The sequence below is a fragment of the Legionella sheltonii genome (assembly GCF_026191355.1).
Classification (GTDB): Bacteria; Pseudomonadota; Gammaproteobacteria; order Legionellales; family Legionellaceae; genus Legionella; species Legionella sheltonii.
This window is the reverse complement of record NZ_JAPHOQ010000004.1, coordinates 151,708-169,333: the sequence shown is the minus strand read 5'-3', so window position 1 is coordinate 169,333 and position 17,626 is coordinate 151,708. Positions and strand designations below refer to the sequence as shown.

Here is a 17,626-nt window from a genome sequence, read left to right as displayed (position 1 = left end):
TGTTCGCCATCAAATACGCATAAAATTATGCCAAGTTTACTCAATGTCTGGTATTATTCGTCCATGGCAAATAAAAAGAGTAAGAGGGTATTGTGATTGTTATTACCGGTGGAGGCAGTGGGATAGGAAGATCATTAGCTTTTGCTTTGGCAAAACGAGATCAAACAGTCTTAATCGTGGGTAGAAGAAAGCAAGCATTGCAAGAAACAGCCTCTTTTTCTACAAACATTCAATATATTTGCGCCGATGTGTCAACACTTGATGGTTTGGATTTAATCAAAAATCATTTACAGGATGTGAATCAGGTTCATGCATTGGTTAATAATGCCGGAACTTTAAATCCTTTGACTCCCATAAAGAATATTGAGTCTAAAGACTGGCATCATGCTTTAAATACAAATTTGAATGCTGCTCTTTTTCTTCCCCAAAAGATATACGACAAATTGACTAACGGCCGTGTTCTAAATATTGGTTCTGGAGCTGCCCATTACCCGATCCGCGGCTGGACTGCATATTGTGTGTCTAAAGCTGCTTTATCCATGCTGACCAAATGTTGGCAGTTGGAGTCTGATTCAATAGCTTTTGCTAATGTAATGCCCGGTATAATTGATACCCACATGCAAGCGATTGCCCGAAGTGATGATAATCCTGATTATGAACGAATTAATTTTTATAAGCGATTGAAAGAGGAACATCGTTTGGTGTCCCCAGATACAGTCGCAGAATTCTTGACTTGGCTCTTATTGGATGTGGACAAGAAAACCTATGTTTCTAAAGAATGGGATATCTATGACACAAAACACCATAAAGCGTGGCTCAAGGCACCTCATCAAGTTCTTCATTGGGATTTTTAATGGTTCCTTGTGACAAATTACTATTAAATGCAACTACTATTGATGCTCAGGGTAATCAATTACTGAAGCAAGCAATTGCAATTAAAAATGGCCTGATTGCCTGGTCTGGACCACAGACAGAATTGCCTACAGAATTTTGTAAGTCATTGCATGAAGAAGATTGTCAAGGACAGTTGATTACCCCTGGCCTTATCGATTGCCACACGCATCTGGTTTATGCAGGAAATCGCTCCACCGAATTTCAAATGAAATTAGCTGGAGTGAGTTATGCTGAAATTTCTAAAGCAGGTGGTGGGATATTATCTACAGTCCATCAGACTCGCGCTGCGTCGGAAGATGAGTTAATCAAACAATCGTTGCCCAGAATTCTTGCGTTATTCGCAGAAGGTGTGACTACGGTTGAGATTAAATCAGGTTATGGGCTGGATTTGGCCAGCGAATTAAAAATGCTACGAGTAGCCAGACGTTTGGGCGAGTTAACGGGTTTAAGGGTAAGAAAAACATTCCTTGGTGCGCATGCAATAGGCCCCGAATTTAAAGGAAACAGCCAAGCATACATTGATGTTCTTTGCCAAGAAATGTTGCCCGCATTATATGAAGAAAATTTAATAGATGCTGTGGATGTATTTTGTGAGAATATTGCCTTCTCATTAAAACAAACTGAGCAAGTTTTTATTGCGGCGCGGGAATTAAATCTACCTATAAAATGCCATGCAGAACAATTATCTAATCTTGGAGCAAGTCAGCTTGCTGCAGAGTTTGGTGCCTTGTCTTGTGATCATCTGGAGTTCCTGGATGAGAAAGGAGCCTATGCTATGGCAAAAAAAAATACGATTGCTGTTTTGCTTCCTGGTGCGTATTACTTTCTGCGTGAAAAACAAAAACCACCCATCGATCTATTGCGACAGGCTGGTGTAGGAATGGCAGTTGCCACTGACTGTAATCCGGGCTCCTCGCCAACTACTTCATTACGTTTGATGATGAGTATGGCCTGCCAATTTTTTTCACTATCTGTGCCTGAAGCATTGATGGCGGTCACCAGTCATGCTGCAAGAGCATTAGGTTTGCAAAAAGAACTGGGAGCAATTGAGAAAGGCATGAACGCCGATTTGGTATGGTGGTCTGTTAATGACAGTGCTGCTCTTTGTTATTATTTTGCTTATCCCTTACCTCATCGTACGATGATTGCAGGGGAGTGGGTGTCTCCAAAGGATAACTATTAGGAATAAAATATGCTGAAATCACTAAAAACAATTCTTTCTTTAGGTATCATGGTATGTTCTTTTACTGTTTGGGCGGTGAGTCCAGTATCAGTCAAAAAAGAAACATCTGTTTATATTATTGATATCAAGTACCCCCAAGGGTTTAAGGATGCGCGGATCAATGCCGCAGTGCAAGCTTTTATTGAAAAAACTAAAAAAAGCTTCCTTAAAGAAATTGCTGACGATGCAGATATTCCTGCTGATGCACCAGGAAAATCAGGGTTAAATGTCACTTATTCTTTGCCTTTTAAAACCAAAAAAGCTTTAAGTGTATCTTTTAATATTTCTATTTATCATCGAGGAGCTGCGCATCCATCAAATACGGTAGCGGTATTGAATTTCATTGATGGTCGTCAGGTTGAATTAGCCGATTTATTTCGTCCTGAAGTAAATTATTTAAAACCTATTGCGAGTTTTTCTAATAAAAAAATCAGTGGAAAAGGTTTTTCAGATCAAAAATGGATTGATGAGGGAACTAAACCTATAGATAAAAACTATAAAATCTGGTCTTTTTCACCCAAAGGAATAAATGTTATTTTCGATACCTATCAAGTCGCCGCATATGTATACGGACCTCAAACTGTAAAAGTACCTTTATCACAGATTTCTTCTTTAATTAAGCCTGAAATAATGCACAATGTTTGGGGTCGTTAATGGCTGATACTCCTTTTATAGCTGCCGATAAAAAGGTAGCTGAACTTTCTTTAAGAGTTGTTGTGCTGGCCATAATACTTACTGTATTACTGGCGATGTCTAACGCATATCTTGCGTTGAAGTTGGGAATTTTAACTTCGGCATCAATTCCTGCTGCAATTATTTCTATGGGTATTCTGCGTTTTTTTAAAAACTCCACCATTCTCGAAAATAATGCGGTACAAACTGCTGCTTCTGCAGGTGAAGCTGTTGCTGGGGGGATTGTTTATACTATTCCAGCTTTGATTATTATTGGTTTTTGGAATCATTTTGATTACCTCACTAATTTTTTTATTGCAGTTTGCGGTGGTGTTTTGGGGGTATTATTTTCCATACCGCTTCGTCGTATTTTAGTTCATGATCCCTCTTTAAAGTTTCCAGAGGGGCGTGCTATTGCGGAGGTTTTAAAATCGTCAGTTGAAAAAACAGGGATCAAAGACATATTAATTGGTGGTGCTGTAGGTGGGCTCATTGAATTATTCCAAACTGGATTTAAAGTAGTCGCTAATAGCTGGGGTTATTGGTTTGTGATACAGCGCTCCCTATTTGGTCTTGGTGCTGGCTTTTCCGCTACAATGATAGGTGCTGGTTATCTGGTTGGCCATGATATGGCAATCAGTATTTTTTTGGGGGCAGTGATCTCTTGGTTAATCGCATTACCTGTAGTCAGTCAATTTTATCCTGAATTTGTAAGCCATTATCCTGCAGAGCAAGCAGCATCTTTTTTATGGAATAGTGAGATGCGTTATCTAGGGATAGGAGCTATGTTGTTTGCAGGTGTGTGGACTTTTTTAAAATTAGTGAGACCCCTTTCCACAAGTATCCAAATTTCATTGAAATCCTTTATGTCTAAAGGTAATAAAGACATTCAACCTGTGCGCACAGATCAAGACATACCGTTACCTTATATTTTGATTGGCACCGGTGCGTTAGCTGCCATCTTGTTTCTCTTTTTCCAACTGGTTCTGCCGCTACAGCAAGTGGGACTGGATAATGAATATTCACCGACCCTAGTTTTTCTGGCGGTTATTTATGTTTTGTTTATAGGGTTTATTTTTTCTGTTATCACCGCCTATTTTTCAGGTATGGTGGGGGTTACAGCCAGCCCTGGTAGTTCTGTTGTCATTTCAGGAATGCTTTTTGCTGCATGGTTGTTATTGGTTGCAGTGGATCATCTATTACCTTTACCGTTAAAGACAGAACAAATTCAGGCGGCTGAAGCCATTACAATCATGATTGGTGCTGTAGTAACCGGGATAGCGGCGATTGCCAATGACAACACTCAAGATCTCAAAGTAGGGCAATTGGTTGGTGCAACCCCGTGGAAACAACAATTGATGCTGTTGCTTGGGGTAGTGATTTCTTCATTGGTTATTCCTCCGGTAATGCAGTTGCTGTTTAATGTGTATGGGATTGCAGGGGTCATGCCTCATGAGGGTATGGATATAAGTCAATCTTTGCCTGCGCCAACAGCTGCTTTAATGGCGGCGATTACTGAAGCTGTGTTTCGAAATTCATTGCCATGGACGATGATGTTGATTGGTTCCGCAATTATTCTACTTATTGTTTTCGTCAATTATTTTTTGCGCTTAAGTCGTTATTTAAATTTATCCATTTTAGGCGTTGCGATAGGAATGTATTTACCACTTTCTTCTTCGTTTCCACTTTTTATTGGCGGGATGATCGCACTATTTGTAAAAAGACGTTTAAAACGCACGACGCCTATTGAAGAAGAGGCAATAACCCGCAAACAAAAAGGGACGCTTATTGCCTGTGGATTGGTTGCCGGTTCTGCAATTATAGATGTATTGCTGGCCATTCCTTTTTCGATTTTTCAAAGTCCTGATGCGTTGCAAATAGTGGGGCCAGAATGGAAGAGCATCGGTGTTTATTTAGGAGTTTTAACCACTTTATTACTTGCGTGGTGGATCCATCATCGAGTTGTTAAATTTAAATAATACAAAGATTCGTGTCATAAATTTAAGAGTTTCATTTCCTCGTCAATCCCGAGCATAGCGAGGGATTTGTTCATTATGATACTGCCACAGCAAGGGAGATCCCTCCCTACGCTGGGGATGAATGCAGTTGGGAGAAGATGCCCAGAAGGGGATGAGAAGGATTGGCGGTAGCCAATGCGCTCATCTCAGCCCCTCTCCAACGTGTGGGAGAGGGGATTTTGATTAAAGTGACTCAACCCTGATTTTATGTTCTAACAGTTTTTCTTTAGCTTGTTGTGCTTGTGCTAATTTTTCCTGTTCTTTAGCGATAATTTCTGCTGGGGCTTTATCTGTAAATTTAGGATTATTTAGTTTTCCTTCAGCAAGACTAATGTCTTTATCCAGTTTACCTAACTCTTTGTTCAAACGTGACAGCTCAGCTTCCTTATCGATTAAATCAGCCATAGGAATGAGTAATTCGATTTCACCTAACACAGCAGTCGCTGAGACAGGTGCTTTCTCATCTGCTCCTAAATAATGAATATCACTTAATTTACTGAGTGCTTTTAACGTGTGTTGATATTTTTGTACTCGGTCTTTCAGCACGGGCGTCACGTTACGAATATAGAGTGGAATCAGCTTGGCAGGTGAAATGGACATTTCACTGCGTATGGTGCGCACCGCTTGAATTGCTGATTTTAACCATTCTAACTCCTCTTCAACGGTATCATTGATGAACTCAGGATTTAGTTGTGGATAAGCACTGGTCATAATGCTTGCACCGTTCTCGCTGGTTAGCTTTGATGTACGCTGCCAAATTTCTTCTGTAATGAATGGCATTAAAGGATGCAGCATTTTAAGAATTTGATCCAGCACATGAATTAAGGTTCTACGAGTACCTCGCTTCAAAGCGCTCAGTGCATGTTCATCTTGTAATACTGGCTTAGATAACTCCAAATACCAGTCACAATATTCATGCCAGACAAACTCATAAATTGCGCTTGATAATAAGTCAAATCTGTAGGTTTCAAAATAATGATGTACTTTGCTAATGGTACGTTGTAAGCGTGATAAAATCCACTGATCTGCCGGAGTATACTGAAATGCTCCATCATCGAAATCCATTAGATCTTCATCAGTATTAAGTAATACATAACGCGCAGCATTCCATAGTTTATTACAAAAATTACGGTACCCCTCAACGCGACCTATATCAAAGCGAACATTACGCCCTGTTGATGCGAGAGAGCAATAAGTAAAGCGAAGGGCATCTGTTCCATAAGCGCTGATACCATCTGGGAATTCTTTACGGGTGTTTTTAATTATTTGATCACGAACTGAAGACAGCATTAAATTAGAAGTTCTTTTTTCAATCAAGGATTCGAGATCAATCCCATCCACTATATCCAAAGGATCAAGGACATTACCTTTAGATTTGGACATTTTGTGTCCTTCACTGTCCCGTATTAAGCCAGTAATAAAGACTTCTTTAAATGGAATTTTACCAGTAAATTTCAAGCCCATCATGATCATGCGGGCGACCCAGAAAAAGATAATATCAAAGCCAGTAACGAGCACTGAAGTTGGGTAGAACTGCTCTAACTCGGGAGTTCTTTCGGGCCAGCCTAAAGTAGAAAAAGGCCAAAGTGCAGAAGAAAACCAAGTATCGAGAACGTCTTCATCTTGTTTTAATGTGGTTGAATCTTTAATTTTATATTTAAAACGAACATCATTTTCACTATAACCCACATACACATTGCCATTGCTGTCATACCAGGCAGGGATTCTATGCCCCCACCATAATTGACGACTAATGCACCAATCTTCGATGTTATCCATCCATTGAAAATATGTTTTGCTCCAGTTTTCCGGAATAAAGCGAATTTCACCATTTTTTACCGCAGCTATTGCCGGTTCAGCCAATGGTTGGGTTTTGACATACCATTGATCGGTTAGCAGTGGTTCGATAATGACATTGGATTTTTCACCACGAGGTACTTTGAGTTTATGCGGTTCTGTTTTAACTAATAAGCCTGCTGCATCAAGGTCTTTTACAATTTGTTCTCGAGCGATGAATCGATCCATGCCTTGATATTTGAGCGGCGCATTCTTATTAATAGAGGCCTTTTTAGTTAAGATATTTATGAGCGGAAGATTATGACGCTTACCCACTTCATGATCGTTGAAGTCATGGGCAGGGGTAATTTTAACGCAGCCACTGCCAAACTCTTTATCCACGTACTCATCAGCAATAATAGGGATTGTTCGATCACAAAGAGGCAGATGAACCTGTTGTCCAATAAGATGTTTGAAGCGGGGATCTTCAGGATGTACCGCAACTGCAGTATCCCCTAACATCGTTTCAGGTCGCGTGGTAGCAACAATCAGCGATTCAGTTGAGTTCACAATTGGGTAGCGAATATGCCAGAGAAAACCATCTTCTTCTTCAGAAAGCACTTCAAGATCAGATACCGCAGTCCCTAATTTAGGATCCCAATTCACTAAACGGGTTCCACGATAGATTAGTCCCTCATCATAGAGTTGTACAAATACTTTTTGTACGGCAGCTGACAACCCTTCATCCATAGTAAATCGTTCCCGATTCCAATCTACAGATGCCCCCAAACGTCGCATTTGTTGGGTTATGGTATTACCCGATTCATTCTTCCATTGCCAAACCTTCTCTAGAAATTGTTCACGGGTAAGATCTTTCCTGGAGATTCCTGAAGCTTCGAGTTGCCGTTCAACAACCAGTTGCGTTGAGATACCGGCATGGTCAGTGCCAGGTTGCCATAGCGTTTTATCACCTAACATGCGGTGATAACGTGTTAAAGCATCCATAATGGTATGCTGAAAACCATGCCCCATATGCAGGCTCCCCGTGACGTTAGGAGGGGGAAGCATAATGCAATATTTTTTACCGTCACCATGCGGTTGGAAGTAATGATGATTTTCCCAATTCTTATAGCATGCTTTTTCGATTGCTTCAGGGGAATAGACTTTATCCATAATTAAACCTGTACTGATAAAAGCGAAATACTACCATAAATTCAGTCATAAGTTGAGTCAGTAAGGCTATCAATAGTGCGATGTAAAATAATTTTATAATTTATATCTCTTTTTAATTTCCTCAGGTGAGTCATTCACATGGTCTATTAATTAATTCCCTAATCAAAAGCATATCTTGTATCAAGGATCCCGGGTTACGGCTTCGCCTAACCCAGGCTACATTTTTAATCTTTTTGATCAGGTACTTGTACTTCAGGAATTTTTGCTTCATCGAACTGAGGCTCAGATGCTTTTGAGCGATGATCTTCTGCGATGTAGGTATACAAAGTGGGTACTACAAACAAAGTGAAACCTGTCCCAATCAACAAGCCCGTTGCAATAACTAATCCTATATCAAAACGACTTACTGCTCCTGCACCACTGGCAATGAGTAAGGGGAGTACACCAAATACCATCGCTGCAGTAGTCATGAGAATAGGTCTCAAACGAATTCCCGCAGCTTCTTCTACGGCTGCTCGTTTATCCAGGTTTTTTTCACGTTGTAAATGGTTGGCAAAATCAACGATCAAAATCCCATGTTTGGAGATTAATCCAATGAGGGTAATCAGGCCTACCTGGGTATAAATATTGATACTTGCCAATCCTAAATTCAGTGGAATTAATGCCCCGCAAATAGACATGGGCACACTAATTAACACAATTAACGGATCGCGAAAGCTTTCATATTGAGCTGAAAGTACCAAGAAAATAATAATGATCGCAAAGACAAATGCAAATAAGAGAGCGCTTCCTTCTTGCATAAATTGTCTTGATTCGCCGCCATAGTCGTAAGCGAAGCCTTTAGGTAAGGTATCATTTGCTGCTTCTTGTAAAAACTGTAAACCCTCTCCTAGTGTTTTTCCAGGCATCATTACTGCCTGAATGGTTGCTGAGTTCATTTGTTGAAAATGTGAGGCCGCATTCGGTGCAGTTTTTTCTACAGCAGTCACCACAGTTGAAAGAGGAACCATTGTCCCATGAATACTTTTAACATATATTTGCCCTAATTGTTCAGGGTTCATGCGGAATGAACGGCTTAATTGGGGGATTACTTGGTAACTACGGCCTTCAAGGTTGAAGTAATTGACATAATTACCCGACAAAGCGCTGGTTAAGCTGCTTCCCACAGCTTGCATATCTAACCCCATTTCAGACGCTTTAGAGCGATTAATATCCAATATAATTTGTGGTTTATTAAATTTGAGTGAATTATCTACATAAATAAATAAGCCACTTTTACGCGCTTTATCGGTAAGCTTATTGGAAACGTCTAACAAGCTCTGAAAGTCATTCGTTGTTTTGATGACGAATTGTACTGGAGTACCGCCTCCGCCCCCAGGTAGAGGTGGTGGGACAATTGCAAAAGCATTTAAACCGGCGACATGTGATAATTTATCTTGCAGCGGTTGCTTTAAAGCAAATTGACTTTTACTGCGTTGATTCCATGGCTTCAGTACCATGCCCGAGATGGTTTGGCTGCTGTTGTTTACGGTGAAATAATTTTCCGTTTCAGGGAAACTTTTATAAATTTCATCAAAGGGCTTAGTGAAGGACTCAATATAATTAAGTGTGGCAAATTGTGGGATCATTGCCATAACAAAAAAGAAGCCCTGGTCCTCATCGGGGGCGGTCTCTGCTGAGGTATGGGTGTAGAGATAAGGCAGCATCAAGATAACCACTGCTGCAAAAAACAACATGATCACGCGGGTGTTCAACAAACTATGTAAGGCATTTTGATATTTCAATTTAAGTTTGTTGAAAAAATTATCGAGAAAATGAACAAACTTACCACTGCTAATGTCTTTAGATAACACTCTAGAGCACATCATGGGGGAAAGCGTTAATGCAATGATTCCAGAAATGATTACTGCACTGGCTAAAGTAAAAGCAAATTCTTTAAATAAGGCTCCAGTCAGCCCTCCCATAAATCCAATAGGTGCGTACACTGCAGCAAGTGTAATGGTCATTGCAATGACTGGAGTGGCAATTTCACGAGCACCAATCAAAGCAGCGTCAAAAGGGCTTTTTCCTTCTTCTATGTGACGATGGACGTTTTCTACAACAACAATCGCGTCATCGACGACCAAGCCAATGGCCAAGACAAAAGCAAGTAAGGTCAATAAATTAATACTATAGCCTAACATAAGCATTAGGGTGCATACGCCAACTAATGAGAGAGGAATAGTGACAATTGGAATGAGCACGGAGCGAATAGATCCTAAAAACAGGAAAATCACTACGATAACAATGAGGCCTGCTTCAATAATAGTATGAGTCACTTCATCTAAAGAAGCTCTAATGAACGCGGTTGCATCATAGACTATTGTTCCTGTTAGGGAAGGTGGAAATTCTTTGATGATTGAAGGAAGAATTTTTCTTACATCACTAATTACCGTCAGAGGGTTCGCCGTTGGTGTGGGGGTGATGGAGATAAATACTGCTTTTTTACCATTAAAGGTAACCGAGGTATCGTAGTCTTGTGAGCCTAACTCAATTTTGCCCACATCACGTAAACGGACAATAGACCCTTTATCACTTTTAACAATCAAATTACTAAATTGTGTTGCATCATTCAGATCGGTTTTTGCTGTAATGCTGATTGCAACGTATTCACCTTTTGTATTGCCTGCTGCAGTCAAGAAATTATTTTTGGCAAGTACACCCGATACATCCGAGGGGGATACACCTAATGCGGCCATTTTCATAGGGTCCATAAAAATTCGCATGGAGTAGGTTGCACCACCTAAAATTTCCGCTTTTGCCACACCATCTACTGTTTGCAGTTGAGGCTGCACGACACGGGTTGCGTAATCGGTAATTTGTTGTGGGGTCATTTCTGTACTATCCAAGCTGATGTACATCAATGCAGTTGAACTATCGGATGTTTTCAATATAACAGGTTGTTGCGACTCTTTAGGCAATTGATTTAAAGTTTGTTGGACTTTACTCATCACATCGGTAAAAGCCACCTGAGGGTCGAAGTTTAATTTAATGTTTAGCGTGATCGTGCTTAAACCTTGTGTACTTGAAGAGGTCATATAATCGATCCCTTCTGCACTGGCAACGGCTTTTTCTAGAGGTGAGGTAATGAATCCGGCAATGAGATCGGCATCTGCTCCTGGATAACCGGTCATAATAGTAATTACTGTATTATCCATGCGAGGGTATTGGCGAATTTGCATGTTATAAATGGCATTTATTCCAAAAAGAAAAATGAGTAAACTAATTACCATGGCAAGTACGGGCCGTTTGATAAAAAGATCGGTAAACTTCATAACTATTCCTGATTAAAAAATTTTGTAATAGGTAAAAATGCAATTTGGTTGCATTGTAGCTGTGTCCGGGATCTATCGTTGCCATCCCCAGTAGAACGAGGACTCTCTACACGGAAGACCGTGTTGATAAGAGATCCTTCGTAGCATTCAGGATGACGCCCGGTTACAGCAACTGGTTTTATTGTCCTAAGAGATCCGGATTACTGACCTCATTGAGTTTGACCTCATTATTGATCACAACAGGCGTACCATTTTGTAATTTTATTTCACCGGCACTCACCACCAACTGTCCTGCCTTAACTCCTTTTTTGATGACGGTATAATTTCCATGTTGTTCACCTGTGCTGACAAAGACACGTTTCACCGTAAGCAGATCAGAACCGTCTGGATTTTTCTTCCCTTCCGCATTTTTCTCAATGATGTACACGGCATTACCGTATAAGCTATAGGAAATAGCAGTAGAAGGAACAATCACTGTATTGGGTTCAGCAGGTTGGCTGATTTCAATCGAAGCAAACATCCCGGGTACAAACGTAAAGTTACGAATTTTATTTTGGCTGTTTAAATCGGTATCGCAAGTGATAATTCGCTTATTTCCCATAGGTTCTTTGCGGATTTTCAATAATGGAGAATTTTCGGGATCTTTAATCGCTGATGTAGGGCAATTAGCAAGAGTACCCTGAACGAGCATATTGTGGGTGTTGAGATCTACTTTGGAGTTAATCGCATTAACTTTGGCCTCAAAAAGTGCATTAGGAAATCCCTCTACAGAAAATGTAATGGTTTGATTTGGCCGAATACGTTTATAGAGTTGTTCTGGGAGATAAAATTCCAAATATAATGGATCAAGTGATTGCAAAGAAACAATTGTTGTTTGTCCAGGACTAATAAATTGACCAAGATTAACTTGTCTTATACCTAATTTCCCAGCAAAGGGTGCCGTAATATGTTTTTGCTTAATTTGCGCTTGAGTTTGGTCTAATTTTGCTTGGGCTTGTTCGAGATTTGCTTTGGCTTCATCAACACTCGAAATGGGTGAAGCCCCTCGTTTATATAAATCGTTTTGACGTTGATAACTCAAAGTTTTTAGAGTGAGTTCGGCCTGATTAAACTTTAATACGGCTTGATCCACGCTGTCATCAATAGTAATTAGAGGTGCATCTTTATCAACATATTGCCCTGATTCAAAATCTATTTTTACTACGTTGCCTGATGCTTGAGAACTTACATCGACTCCGTTTAAAGCAACGAAACTGCCTACTGCATTGATGGTGGGCTGCCAATCTACAGCTTGAGCAACAGCGGAAGCGACAGAAACAGCGGGTGGCTGGTAGCTTGCAAAGAAACGCTTAATCATTATTGTCTTGATGAAGTTAAAAGCAATGATCCCACCGAAAACAATCAGTAAGGCAACTCCCATGATGACCATTCGCTTTTTCATTATGCTCCCCTGAAATACTAGGTTCTGTTTCCAATTCCGCTCATTTTGGCTCAAGCGAGTGAATTGTAAACAGAACAAAAAACGGTAAATTACAAAACCCGCCAAATATACCATGAAAGATGAATATTATTACCCTTATTGTGCTTATAAGCTTCATTTTTATTTATTTCATGGTTATAAAAATATCCTATTGACTAAATACAACACTTTGTTACTATGCAGCTTTCAATAAAGTCAAAGGAGAAACCATGAAGTTGAAGTCCTTGTTATTTGCTCTTTGTTTTAGTTTGATTGGACAAGCTTTTGCAGCAAATGCACATTTGCATCCAAAAGCTACAGAAGCTGATAAAAAGCCTGCTGGTAAATCAATGATGTATCCAGGTTATTGTGAAATTGAAATCATCAACAACAGTATTGACAATGTTCGTGTATACGGTTCTTTTGATGATGCTACTCCCTTAGAGCCTTTTACAATATTCTATTATGATGCACCTCATTACATCAGCTTGTACTACTATGGTTATTGCCATTCTGGTATGAATCTTATGATTCAGGGTCCTTACGGAACTATTTATTCTGGTTGGACTAACGTAAACAGTACAGTACGCATTGTTAATTACCTGAATAAAGGTATTAAGAGTGAGAAAGTTGAAGTTACAGCAAAAAAATAAGTAATTAATAACTTATTTAACGATAGGGAAGTTGCATGCAAGTGCACCTTCCTTTTTTTTTATGTTTCAGGAGTCGTTCATGAAGCGTTTAATCTCTTGTCTAGTATTCATTCCTTTTTTGACTTCATGTTATATCGCCGAACCCGAATATTATGATGCCGGTTATTATCATTCCGTTCCTCCCCGAGCTGAAATTTATGGTTTCGATGAGCGTCCACATGATTATCGCCATCCTTCTCGTCATTATCGAGGCCATCGGCAAACACATGTGGCTCCTAATCAAGCTAAGGTGCATGGACATGGTAATCAGGCACATGAGCATAAAAATCACCGTGAACAAGTGGTTGTGAATAATAAAAATAAAAAACACGAGCATGATAAAGTTAAGATGCTAAAGAAAAAAATCGGGTGGTAAGTTTTATAGGTTTTCTAATGGCCTACGTGCCGCAAAAAACTGCGGTAGTAAGAAGATGTATTGAAAACTAATGGCTTGAAAAGCGTGTGCAGTATTTTAACCATCAAAATTAAAAAATAGCCTATTCGGTTTGTATTCACAATTCGTAACCAGTTAAATTTTGTGGTACTCTTATGACGTTTTTTCTTTAGGGAGTTTTTGGATGCGTAACTCACTTAAAATGTTGTTTGTGGGGCTTTTAACTATACTTATAATAGCGTGTGTTGCTTCTCCAGGTACTGAAAGTACTGGTGAATTTTTGGATAGTTCAACGACGACTACTAAGGTAAAAGCAACATTAGTGAATCAATTAGGGCGTACAGGTTTAGCAGTACAAGTGAAAACCTTTAAAGATGAAGTGCAACTCAGCGGTTTTGTTGCTACTCCTAGATTGAAGCAAAGAGCAGGGATGATTGCTGCAAGCGTAGATGGTGTTAGAAAGGTACGTAATGACATCATCGTTAGACCTTAACCATTTTCCCAAGGATTACTCATGTTTGACCAAAGCTATACCATAAAACATTTTGATGATGAATTATTTCAAGCAATTGTTGATGAACAACGTCGGCAAGAAGAACACATTGAACTTATTGCATCGGAAAATTATGTAAGCCCGCGTGTTTTGGAGGCTCAAGGTTCTGTATTAACGAATAAGTATGCCGAAGGATATCCTGGGAAGCGGTATTATGGCGGATGTGAGTATGTTGATGTTGCTGAAGAGTTGGCAATTGCTCGTGCAAAAAAACTTTTTTCTGCAGATTATGTCAATGTTCAGCCTCATTCTGGTTCACAAGCTAATGCTGCGGTAATGATGGCACTATTAGCTCCTGGTGATGTTGTGTTAGGTATGGCATTGCCCCATGGCGGTCATTTAACCCATGGTTCTAAAGTTAATTTCTCGGGTAAACTCTATGAAGGAATCCCTTATGGTGTTGATTCACAAACGGGTTTAATTGATTATGACGTTTTGGAACAATTGGCTCTGGAGCATAAGCCTAAATTGATTATCGCTGGATTTTCTGCTTATTCCCGTGTCCTTGATTGGCCACGATTCAGAGCAATTGCCGATAAAGTAGGTGCCTATGTGATGGCGGATGTTGCTCATGTCGCTGGCTTGATTGCAGTAGGTCTTTATCCTTCTCCAGTTCCTTATGCTGATGTGGTTACAACTACTACCCACAAGACCCTCAGAGGACCAAGGGGAGGAATGATTTTATGTCGAGCTAATGAAGAAATTGAAAAAAAATTAAATTCTTCTGTTTTTCCTGGCAGTCAAGGTGGGCCATTAATGCATGTCATTGCAGCTAAAGCAGTTTCTTTTGCTGAAGCATTGTTACCAGAATTTAAAGACTATCAACAACAAGTATTAGTCAATGCGAAGACTATGGCCTCTGTGCTTATAAGTCGTGGTTATAAGATTGTTTCTGGTGGTACAGATAACCATTTATTATTGGTTGATTTAATTGATAAGAATATTACAGGCAAAGATGCTGATGCCGCTTTAGATAAAGCAAATATTACTGTGAACAAAAATACTGTACCTAATGATCCTCGTTCTCCTTTTGTAACAAGTGGGTTGCGTCTAGGTACTCCGGCAGTTACAACCAGAGGATTTAAAGAAAAAGAAATTACGCTTCTATCGAATTGGATAGCTGATATTCTTGATGATATTAATAATGAAACGACTATTGCAAGGGTTAAAGAGCAAGTATTGCTTTTATGTCGTGAATTTCCGGTTTATAAATAATTATGTTTTGCCCGTTTTGTCACGCAGAAGAAACAAAAGTGGTTGATTCACGTCTTGTCGCTGATGGTGCTCAAGTGCGCAGAAGACGAGAGTGTCTCATATGTCATGAACGTTTTACTACTTTTGAGACAGCCGAATTAATCATGCCGTCGGTCGTTAAGCGTGATGGACGGCGCGAGCCTTTTAACATTGATAATTTACGTTCAGGTATGTTGCGGGCTTTGGAAAAAAGACCGGTAAGTGTTGATGCATTAGAGGCCTCGATTATTTCAATTACACAAGAAATTCGCCGTAGAGGCGAGCGGGAGATCGATTCCCAAATCATTGGCGAATTGGTTATGAAGGAATTATATAGTTTGGATCATGTTGCTTATGTGCGGTTTGCATCGGTATACAAACGCTTTAAAGACGTAAGTGATTTTAGGCAGACAATTGATCAAATGGATAAGGATTAGTACTTTTTCCATTTAATTAATGGGTAGGTATGTGACAGGTATAAATAATCGGGCATGGACACGCAAACGGGCGCAGGCAGGTCAATGAGCGCTAATGCGCGATTTTTAAAAATCGCGCGCTTAGCCTAATTCAAGTCAATGCCTGTCTACCAGCGTGCGTGCCCGATTGTTATACCATGCCACATCCTTTTTCTCCTTTTCAAGAGAAAAGGAGCTTTATAGATGTTAAAAAGAATTTATGAGGTAAAGGTGGAAAAGCGGTCAATAAGTGGTAAAAGAAAGGCCAGAAAATTAGCACTTCAGGCACTTTATCAATGGTTAATGTCTGGATGTGAATTGCATGAAATCGAAGCACAGTTTCGAGTCATTAATAATATGGATAAAGTAGATGTAGATTATTTTTGTCGTATTCTACACGGTGTTCCAGACCATGTTGAAATCTTAGAAGAGCGTATTTCTCCTTTTCTTGATAGAGAGATCGCAGGACTTAATCCAATTGAATTGACGGTGTTACGTATCGGATCTTTTGAATTACTCTATTGTCCTGAAATTCCCTATAAAGTTGTTCTTGATGAGTCAATCTCATTGACTAAGGAATTTGGTTCCCAGGATGGATACCGTTATGTCAATGGTGTATTAAATAGTTTGGCGCAGCAGGTGCGGTCAATTGAAATCAATAACCATGGATGAGTTTTCTCTTATTGAACATTTTTTTAAACCACTTGATATAAAACGTGATGACGTATTGTTTGGTATTGGTGATGATGCAGCGTGCTTGCGTATTCCTGAAGGGATGAATTTACTGATAAGCACAGATACCTTAGTTTCTAATGTTCATTTTCTTCCGCATTGGGATGCCTATGATATTGCGTGTAAGTCAGTCATGGCCAATGTGAGTGATATGGCGGCTATGGCTGCAGAGCCTTGTTGGGTCACACTCGCTTTAACTTTACCGGAACTCAATCCACAATGGCTCAACTCGTTTACACGAGGATTAAAAGATTCATTAAGTCGATATCGCTTGTCTTTAATTGGAGGTGATACAACACACGGTCCATTATCGATTACATTAACCATTTTGGGTACTGCACCAAAGGGAAAAGCAGTGCTACGCAGTGGAGCAAAACCTGGGGATATTATTGTCGTTTCAGGTGAGTTGGGCGCCGCAGCTTTAGCCATTAAACTTCTTGATAATCAGGAAATTCCTCCAAGCGACAAAGCGGAATTAATGAATAAATTACTCCATCCTAACCCTCGTATTGATTTAATTGATTTTTTGCGAAATTATGCCACTGCAGCAATAGATATTTCAGATGGGCTTAGTGCCGACTTAAATCATATTTGTGTTGCAAGTGGTGTTGGTGCTTGTCTTGATCAAAAAGCTATTCCTATTCATGCCTTACTTAATCAATATTGGCCCGATCATGCTGTTGACATTGCTTTGACTGGCGGTGATGATTATGAGTTATGTTTTACAGTTCCGGAACATCGATTTCCCCTCTTGATGAAAGAGTTTAAAAAAGCTAATTTACATTGCTATCCTATTGGAGTAATTGAGGAGGCCTCTGGATTAAGAATGAAAGATGCTAACAACCAATGCCATAAGTTGACACCCGCAGGTTATTCACATTTTTAATTGAGTTCTTTGAGTAAACATAATTAAGGATTTAGGTTATTCTATGTTAAATGTATGAGACCGTTTCTGGGTATCTCCTTGAATGCTTGGGACAACATGAACGCTCATGAATAAATGAATCCAACCTTGCAGTTGAGCTAAGCATAGAGAAAA

14 protein-coding genes are annotated in these 17,626 nt (G+C 39.7%); 11 read left to right on the top strand and 3 right to left on the bottom strand.

Annotation, left to right across the window (positions count from 1 at the left end):
• The first annotated feature begins 92 nt into the window (after positions 1–92).
• The 4 genes from OQJ26_RS05945 to OQJ26_RS05930 are packed head-to-tail and all read left to right on the top strand — an operon-like array spanning position 93 to position 4,767.
• Positions 93–854 carry an SDR family NAD(P)-dependent oxidoreductase gene (locus tag OQJ26_RS05945; protein ID WP_265702971.1) on the top strand — a complete coding sequence of 254 codons (762 nt, stop codon included), beginning with the start codon at positions 93–95 and terminating at the stop codon, positions 852–854.
• Positions 854–2,077: an imidazolonepropionase gene (gene hutI, locus OQJ26_RS05940; RefSeq protein ID WP_265702970.1), complete on the top strand. Its 1,224-nt coding sequence runs from the start codon at positions 854–856 to the stop codon at positions 2,075–2,077. Before OQJ26_RS05945 ends, hutI begins: the two co-directional genes overlap by 1 nt.
• 9 nt (positions 2,078–2,086) lie before the next feature.
• Positions 2,087–2,770 carry a DUF3298 and DUF4163 domain-containing protein gene (locus OQJ26_RS05935; protein WP_265702969.1) on the top strand — a complete coding sequence of 228 codons (684 nt, stop codon included), beginning with the start codon at positions 2,087–2,089 and terminating at the stop codon, positions 2,768–2,770.
• On the top strand, positions 2,770–4,767 hold the full coding sequence (locus OQJ26_RS05930) for an OPT family oligopeptide transporter (protein ID WP_265702968.1): 1,998 nt from the start codon (positions 2,770–2,772) through the stop codon (positions 4,765–4,767). Before OQJ26_RS05935 ends, OQJ26_RS05930 begins: the two co-directional genes overlap by 1 nt.
• 222 nt (positions 4,768–4,989) lie before the next feature.
• Here the strand turns inward: OQJ26_RS05930 and OQJ26_RS05925 are convergent, their stop codons facing one another.
• The 3 genes from OQJ26_RS05925 to OQJ26_RS05915 form a co-directional block, all read right to left on the bottom strand.
• Complete coding sequence (locus OQJ26_RS05925) at positions 4,990–7,755, bottom strand: valine--tRNA ligase (protein WP_265702967.1); 2,766 nt, start codon at positions 7,753–7,755, stop codon at positions 4,990–4,992.
• Between the two features lie 224 nt (positions 7,756–7,979).
• Positions 7,980–11,069 carry an efflux RND transporter permease subunit gene (locus OQJ26_RS05920; RefSeq protein ID WP_265702966.1) on the bottom strand — a complete coding sequence of 1,030 codons (3,090 nt, stop codon included), beginning with the start codon at positions 11,067–11,069 and terminating at the stop codon, positions 7,980–7,982.
• Positions 11,070–11,247: 178 nt separating this feature from the next.
• Positions 11,248–12,510, bottom strand: coding sequence for an efflux RND transporter periplasmic adaptor subunit (locus tag OQJ26_RS05915; protein ID WP_265702965.1), 1,263 nt, complete (start codon positions 12,508–12,510; stop codon positions 11,248–11,250).
• A gap of 248 nt (positions 12,511–12,758) precedes the next feature.
• Here OQJ26_RS05915 and OQJ26_RS05910 point away from each other — a divergent pair, with 248 nt between their 5' ends.
• The 7 genes from OQJ26_RS05910 to thiL all read left to right on the top strand — a co-directional run bounded on the left by OQJ26_RS05910 (position 12,759) and on the right by thiL (position 17,473).
• The gene (locus OQJ26_RS05910; protein ID WP_265702964.1) at positions 12,759–13,181 is read left to right on the top strand and encodes a hypothetical protein; all 423 of its coding nucleotides are present in this window, start codon (positions 12,759–12,761) and stop codon (positions 13,179–13,181) included.
• 79 nt (positions 13,182–13,260) lie between these two features.
• Positions 13,261–13,596 carry a hypothetical protein gene (locus OQJ26_RS05905; protein WP_265702963.1) on the top strand — a complete coding sequence of 112 codons (336 nt, stop codon included), beginning with the start codon at positions 13,261–13,263 and terminating at the stop codon, positions 13,594–13,596.
• Between the two features lie 202 nt (positions 13,597–13,798).
• Positions 13,799–14,107, top strand: a complete 309-nt coding sequence (locus tag OQJ26_RS05900) for a BON domain-containing protein (protein ID WP_265702962.1) — start codon at positions 13,799–13,801, stop codon at positions 14,105–14,107.
• Positions 14,108–14,128: 21 nt separating this feature from the next.
• A complete protein-coding gene (gene glyA, locus OQJ26_RS05895) occupies positions 14,129–15,382 on the top strand; it encodes a serine hydroxymethyltransferase (RefSeq protein ID WP_265702961.1) in 1,254 nt (417 codons plus the stop codon).
• A 2-nt stretch (positions 15,383–15,384) separates the two neighbouring features.
• A complete protein-coding gene (gene nrdR, locus OQJ26_RS05890) occupies positions 15,385–15,837 on the top strand; it encodes a transcriptional regulator NrdR (protein ID WP_265702960.1) in 453 nt (150 codons plus the stop codon).
• A 249-nt stretch (positions 15,838–16,086) separates the two neighbouring features.
• A complete protein-coding gene (nusB, locus tag OQJ26_RS05885) occupies positions 16,087–16,527 on the top strand; it encodes a transcription antitermination factor NusB (protein WP_265703063.1) in 441 nt (146 codons plus the stop codon).
• Entirely contained in the window at positions 16,520–17,473 is a 954-nt protein-coding gene (gene thiL, locus OQJ26_RS05880) for a thiamine-phosphate kinase (RefSeq protein WP_265703062.1), read from the top strand. Before nusB ends, thiL begins: the two co-directional genes overlap by 8 nt.
• Positions 17,474–17,626: the final 153 nt, after the last annotated feature.

Bases quoted from the DNA above. Each gene is read 5' to 3' on its own strand.
- hutI (WP_265702970.1), top strand. From the start codon at position 854: ATGGTTCCTTGTGACAAATTACTATTAAATGCAACTACTATTGATGCT.
- OQJ26_RS05935 (WP_265702969.1), top strand. From the start codon at position 2,087: ATGCTGAAATCACTAAAAACAATTCTTTCTTTAGGTATCATGGTATGT.
- OQJ26_RS05930 (WP_265702968.1), top strand. From the start codon at position 2,770: ATGGCTGATACTCCTTTTATAGCTGCCGATAAAAAGGTAGCTGAACTT.
- OQJ26_RS05925 (WP_265702967.1), bottom strand. From the start codon at position 7,755: ATGGATAAAGTCTATTCCCCTGAAGCAATCGAAAAAGCATGCTATAAG.
- OQJ26_RS05920 (WP_265702966.1), bottom strand. From the start codon at position 11,069: ATGAAGTTTACCGATCTTTTTATCAAACGGCCCGTACTTGCCATGGTA.
- OQJ26_RS05915 (WP_265702965.1), bottom strand. From the start codon at position 12,510: ATGAAAAAGCGAATGGTCATCATGGGAGTTGCCTTACTGATTGTTTTC.
- OQJ26_RS05910 (WP_265702964.1), top strand. From the start codon at position 12,759: ATGAAGTTGAAGTCCTTGTTATTTGCTCTTTGTTTTAGTTTGATTGGA.
- OQJ26_RS05905 (WP_265702963.1), top strand. From the start codon at position 13,261: ATGAAGCGTTTAATCTCTTGTCTAGTATTCATTCCTTTTTTGACTTCA.
- OQJ26_RS05900 (WP_265702962.1), top strand. From the start codon at position 13,799: ATGCGTAACTCACTTAAAATGTTGTTTGTGGGGCTTTTAACTATACTT.
- glyA (WP_265702961.1), top strand. From the start codon at position 14,129: ATGTTTGACCAAAGCTATACCATAAAACATTTTGATGATGAATTATTT.
- nrdR (WP_265702960.1), top strand. From the start codon at position 15,385: ATGTTTTGCCCGTTTTGTCACGCAGAAGAAACAAAAGTGGTTGATTCA.
- thiL (WP_265703062.1), top strand. From the start codon at position 16,520: ATGGATGAGTTTTCTCTTATTGAACATTTTTTTAAACCACTTGATATA.